Below are 5,777 nucleotides of genomic sequence, written 5' to 3' on the forward strand. Positions count from 1 at the left end.
AGCTGACTTAAACGGAATTTGGGAATATACACTCGAGAATTGGTCTGAAAATCAAGCTGACAGATATTACGACATGCTTCTGGATATTTGCCAAGATATTGCTGACAATCTAGAACTTGGAAAAAATTATGACGGAATTAAATCTGACCTTTTCGGGCTAAAAGCAAATCGACACGTAATATTTTATCGAAAATCAAAATTAAATCCAATCGAAATAACGAGAATTTTACACGAGAGAATGGATTTGAAAAACAGATTAACCGAATAAAAACTGCACCACAACACCGGTAACCGTTGCACAAGACCTTAATTCCCACGTAAACGGATTCATATAAGCCTCCTCAAGGGGCTTTTTTTTTATTACTTCCTAGTATTGGACTGTAAATTTCCGATGGCCTAAAAATACTAAAAACAGATTTTGCACAACACTTTCTACAAAAGCCTTAAATGAAAGTTTTCCTAGCCCGCTATTGGAGCGTTTTTGTTCGAATTTTAGGTATTTCTTCAGGTTGTAGGCAATGGGAGAGAGGTGCTTCACCTTATTGGCCTGCTTCTGGCCTATGGTGTGTATCTTACGCAGCCCCATGAACTGGGTCAAGGTGCCGAAGTCAAGGCTTCGCCGCATATAGTAACCTTAATTCTCTCTTTTGTTCTTTCTGGTTATACTTTCAATTTAATGAGAAATAAACTTAAGACGTATAAAATTAATTGCGTGGTGCGAGCCTACTTAAGAAAATCCTCGCGGATTTTCTATTTGGTTAGTATTTGCTAAATTAGTTGCTAAACCACGCAACGAAGTAATACACAAACACATTAGCATTAATAATTGACAAAAATAAAACACTAAACAAATCCGAAAATTTATTTAATCCTATATTTCTTAAAACAATTAATACGTACAGTAATTCGTTTTTAGTGTTTAAAAACCAACCCCGTGAAGAAAATAATATTTTATTTAACCATTTTATTTTTTGCATCCTGTTCTTCTGATAATACCAGTAACGACACAAATGAAGAAATTGAGATTGAAGCAAACAATGAAGAGGAAAATCAGGAGGAACAAGAAGAGCCTACCGATGACATTCCTACCGTTGCGATTGGAAAATGGATAGATAAAACTTATCGACTAGATAATACCGATCTAGTTCTTAGCGACTCCTTGGAAATAATTCTCGAAGACAATCGAATGCAAAGTTTCTCTGGGCTATCCAGTATGAATTTGAACCCAAGAGAAGTTCGGGGGGAAATTGAATATGTAAACGATAAAATTTACAGGTTCGAATTATTTATAGATAATATTTCCGCTGAGAGAAGTCTTTATAGTTATGTTAATGGATTATTGTCAGAAGTTAAATCCCGAGATTTAGAATCATTCCCTAGCGAGTATTCCTATACGAAAATGGAATTCGAGAATGACCAAGATGCAGTACTTGTTAAAATATTTTCAAGTGACGACGACGAAACATATGAACTCACCGAATCTTCGAAAATAGTTTTGAATCAACATAACAATAGGGTTCTTTATGAATCAGGAGAAAATGTTAATACCTATGATTATGACGATAATCAAAACATAGTTAAAATTTCAAATGATATTTCAAGTCATGAATACACCTATTCCGATATTATAAACACAGAAGCTATTATTTATGAAGCAACTTTTGGTAAGAGAACAAATATGCTTTTAGGAAATGGAAGTCTTTTGGGTTTTGTTAAAACATTAAATAAAAATGTTTTCAGAACGGGAACTAAAATAAGCGGTCCAAATAATTTCAACATTACAGTAAATATAGAGGAAGCAAACGAAGGTGGATATTTAACAAAATTATCTTATTATAATTCAGATGCCAATTCAGAAAATCAGTCTGAATTTATGTTTAACTAATTAACATTCGTCCATCAAGATTTTCAGATAAGACAACCATAAATTAGTTCACATTATTATTTTATGGATATTCCATTTAATGTGAACAGCCCTAAAACAAAGGAATAGCAATCATGACTAGCCTACGGATAATGTCAGAACCTTAAAACGAAGTGATTAATCAGAAGTGTCGCTACTAATACTTACACCACATAAACGTAATACGTTCTATCGTTTGAATAATATTTGCGAACGGTTCGGCAAAACCTAATGAGGTGGTACGCCATCTGTGACAGTAGTGGGCGATTTGGTGCGCTGGCTAGTTTCCGTTTGTACACGAAGCTTATTGTATAGTTTTATTTTTTCTTGTCCAAAGCAATATCATAAGATTTAGCGAGTTAAGAAATAAACAAAGACCTTCCTGTTTTGCCCAATACCTTGTGCAAAAAGGAAAATTGACTTAGAATATTCAAAAGCCTCTGAACACATAACTTTCACTTATGTAATTACCTGTTCGTCGTTTAGAGGTCTCGTCTTCAAATAATTGCTGTTGCCCATAACTTTTTGTAAAAAGACTAACCTCTTTCAATTCTAAGGTATCCAAAACCATATCGGGATATTTTTCAATTATTTCATCAGGAAGTCTTCCGATTTTTTGAGACGATTTTCCCGTAGAATACACCAACCAAGTAGTACTCAGATACCTACTTTGCTCATCAATAATTATAGATTCGTGACGGGTATTTTTTGTGATAGCGTTTAAGTCAGAGGAAAATTCAAAATCATAAATATTGGAGTTTTCTACTGTAAATAAAGGTCTATCGGGGATAGCAACATCTTGTACTTTGTCTCCAATAACTTGCAAAGTATAGGTAAAATCTTCTCGGGTTATTGAGACGTAAGACCTATATCTTTCATAGCCATTAATATAACCTAAGTTAAATTCACCGGCTTCATTGCCAATATACTCAGTAAACCGATGACCATAATTCCAATAGGTGTTGGCATCATTCGTTTTAAAGCCTCCCGTAAAGATTAAATTAAAATTATTTGGCGGTAATTCTAGTTTGTACGAATCATCAAATTCTTGAAAACTGTCATAATCATAGCTGTAATCAAAATCATTTTCCGGTGATAACAAAAGATATTTTGTAAGACCGTTGGAATCCCTTATGCTTATCAAATACTCTTGCTCTTGATAAAAAGGAATATCCATTAGTTGTAACGTATTACCTGAGAATTCATTCGCATTAGGATTTCCAGTCCTCAAAATTCCACTTGGCGTTGTAATAAGAATATTTTCAACTCCTGAAATATTCTCTACCTGAAGATTAAATCCACCAATTAAATTTCCCTCAAAGGAATTGGACCTATCTTCCCATACACTTCCAATTTCGAGATCCGTGTAGGTTAATAAACTATGATATAGATTATTTCCTGCTTCGTCTGCGCTAAATGAAAGCTTGGTAGCGCTAAGTTTCTCGGATAGGACATCTACTCCAATAGTAAAGTCCATACTTCCCACATCTATAATTTGTTTATAATCAATTAGATTTCCATTTTCGTCATGAATTATTATCCAATTTTCCAATCCTTGATTCTGGAAATTTTGGTAAGTAAAGTATGTTATTTCTTCTACTGAAGCATCAGAATTGTCATTCACCTGTTCCTGCTCTTCAACATCTACATTTAACATATCATTTTCTTCTGAACAGCTTAAAAATAGAAACATCAGAAGTACCAAAGAAAAGGGGGATTTGAATCTCATAGAATTTTTTTAAACGAGTACTTTTGGTTAAACGCGAAAAAGTGACTTTTATTAAAAACATTTGCCAACACCGTATCCTATGAAAAGCCCTAGTCCAGTTCTCTAAAGTTAATCAATATTTTCTTTTTTGCCTTTAACCACCTTTTTTCCTTTTATATAACTTGCTCCGCATCCTATATGTGATACACCTTTTGTCCTAGGGTTCACCAGCATCTGTATGATTATAAGCTATAATAGACCCGGCCACTTGCTATAAAGATGTGATTCCGGTTTTCTGGATCACCCACGTTGTTCTGTGGTACGGGTCTCTCTATTATTTTGTGAGCTTTGTTATGGTTTGTTTTTTTATCTTTTATTCCAGTACCCCTATGCAGTAAGAGGTCTCTGTGTTTATCCGAAAAGTCAGCGTCTTTTTAAACGCTACGTTTCATACACAAACCGATGATGTAGCATTATTCATATCATTTTTAATGTTTTTTGAAGGTATTCCTGTGTTCGCTGCGCTCGTGACGCCTGCGTCGACCAAAATCCCTTCATCTCGTTTTGCCCCCGCTCCCTCCCGCACACTGCTCTCGCAGATGTCGCCCGGTCTTTCGGAAATGCTACATCATCGCAGCGCTATGACAGATTGCCATCGGGATAGGATGAGAGGTCTATGGCCGATAACGCCGCTACGGCTTTTCAACGCAACATATCAATACGCTATATGCAATTTATTCACCGTTGCTTGCTTATTTTACGGGTGTTCATCGGTCGCTTTGCTCGGTGGTACACATGATTTTATTCCCAATATAGCCGAAAACAAAAAAATGTTTTCCCTATATTTCCATAAAATAACGTGGACTTCACATAGCGCTGCGTTACAAACAATTTAATACAAACCCTACGAAATGAAAAAAAACGTTTTATTGTTAAGGATCACATTAGCCATCTTCGCCTTTACAGCAAATGCACAGCAGAGCAACACATCTTACGGAATTCAAGCAGGAACTAATTATGCTAGATACACTCCACGTTTTCCAAACCCAAATACAGAGGACATTCGCTATGCAGGGAAAATCGGTTTATATGTAGGTGGTTTCGTTAATTTTAAAATAAGTGAACAGATTAGAATACAACCATCTTTATTATTCGCATCGCAAGGGAGTAAATTGAAAAATGAAAATGTTGAAGTACGTCAAAATAGTAACGACCCTGCAACAGAATTTGATTTTGAATTTAATATCATTGAATCTACCATTGTTCTTCCTGTAGTGGCTCAAAATTACTTAAGTGAAAAATTCTATATTGAGGCAGGTCCACAAGTCGGATACATTTTTAGCTTGAAAGATAAATCAGTTGGAGATACTCTTCCTGGTGCCCAAAACGATGGGACTGGAAACCTTTCCAATAATGACAAGTTGGATTTGGGGCTTTTAGTTGGTTTTGGCTATAAATTGAGTGAAAATTTTGGACTTAATTCTAGATACTATTTCGGAGTAATTGAACGTAATAATGGACTGAAATCTTCTGTATTCAATCTCGGAATTGAATATAGCTTATAGAAAAACTGTTTGTAACAAAGGTAACCGTTGCACAAGCCTATAATTATTGGAATAATGACTTCCACAACCGCTTTTTAGGGCTGTCTTATTTTTTAGGTGACCAAATATCCCATTGTTTTTGCCGGGCTTAAAAACAACCTTTCGAGCTTGTAAGGTTCGGTTTTTACAGAAAATAACAAAGCAAGCATTCCCGCCCCGCTTTTCGCTCGTTTCCCGATGAACTTCAGGTATTTCTTCAGGTTGTAGGCGATCGTCAATTAAAAATGGGCGAACAGTTTTTCCTGATAGTTCTTCTTGCCTTGCATACCTAAAGTTACGATCCATTTCCCGATCGGCAATGATCCACAATGACTTTTTTCTTAACTTGTGAAACAGGCACAATGTGTATAATTCATTGCTAGTTAGAGCCTACTTACGGAAATCCTCGCGGATTTTCTATTCGGTTTGTATTTGCTAATTTAGTTGCTGAAACACGCAACTTTCCATATACAAAACCGTTGGGTGCAATTTGAAAATCGTGGTAAATTTGGGGTTTTTACCAAAAATTGGTAAATTTGAGTATACATTAAAAAAAAATGAAAAATACATCCATATCACTCGG

At 35.3% G+C, this 5,777-nt stretch carries 5 protein-coding genes; 3 read left to right on the forward strand and 2 right to left on the reverse strand.

The features are described from left to right. Nucleotides 1-268, forward strand: a 268-nt coding sequence (locus GJ691_RS11355) for a type II toxin-antitoxin system RelE/ParE family toxin (RefSeq protein ID WP_154366953.1), incomplete at its 5' end; no start/stop codon positions are given. 99 nt (nucleotides 269-367) lie between these two features. Here the strand turns inward: GJ691_RS11355 and GJ691_RS11360 are convergent. After that, nucleotides 368-625: a transposase gene (locus tag GJ691_RS11360; RefSeq protein ID WP_154366954.1), complete on the reverse strand. Its 258-nt coding sequence runs from the start codon at nucleotides 623-625 to the stop codon at nucleotides 368-370. 309 nt (nucleotides 626-934) lie between these two features. Here GJ691_RS11360 and GJ691_RS11365 point away from each other — a divergent pair, with 309 nt between their 5' ends. After that, nucleotides 935-1,885, forward strand: coding sequence for a hypothetical protein (locus GJ691_RS11365; RefSeq protein WP_154366956.1), 951 nt, complete (start codon nucleotides 935-937; stop codon nucleotides 1,883-1,885). A gap of 448 nt (nucleotides 1,886-2,333) precedes the next feature. On the opposite strand, the gene GJ691_RS11370 is transcribed toward GJ691_RS11365, so the two are convergent. Next, a complete protein-coding gene (locus GJ691_RS11370; protein WP_154366958.1) occupies nucleotides 2,334-3,632 on the reverse strand; it encodes a hypothetical protein in 1,299 nt (432 codons plus the stop codon). Between the two features lie 890 nt (nucleotides 3,633-4,522). On the opposite strand from GJ691_RS11370, the gene GJ691_RS11375 reads away from it, so the two are divergent. After that, complete coding sequence (locus GJ691_RS11375) at nucleotides 4,523-5,176, forward strand: porin family protein (protein WP_154366961.1); 654 nt, start codon at nucleotides 4,523-4,525, stop codon at nucleotides 5,174-5,176. Nucleotides 5,177-5,777: the final 601 nt, after the last annotated feature.

The sequence above is a fragment of the Maribacter luteus genome (genome assembly GCF_009674825.1).
Lineage (GTDB): Bacteria > Bacteroidota > Bacteroidia > Flavobacteriales > Flavobacteriaceae > Maribacter_A > Maribacter_A luteus.

Coding starts and splice junctions, on each gene's coding strand:
- GJ691_RS11375 (WP_154366961.1), top strand. CDS start 4,523: ATGAAAAAAAACGTTTTATTGTTAAGGATCACATTAGCCATCTTCGCC.
- GJ691_RS11370 (WP_154366958.1), bottom strand. CDS start 3,632: ATGAGATTCAAATCCCCCTTTTCTTTGGTACTTCTGATGTTTCTATTT.
- GJ691_RS11360 (WP_154366954.1), bottom strand. CDS start 625: ATGCGGCGAAGCCTTGACTTCGGCACCTTGACCCAGTTCATGGGGCTG.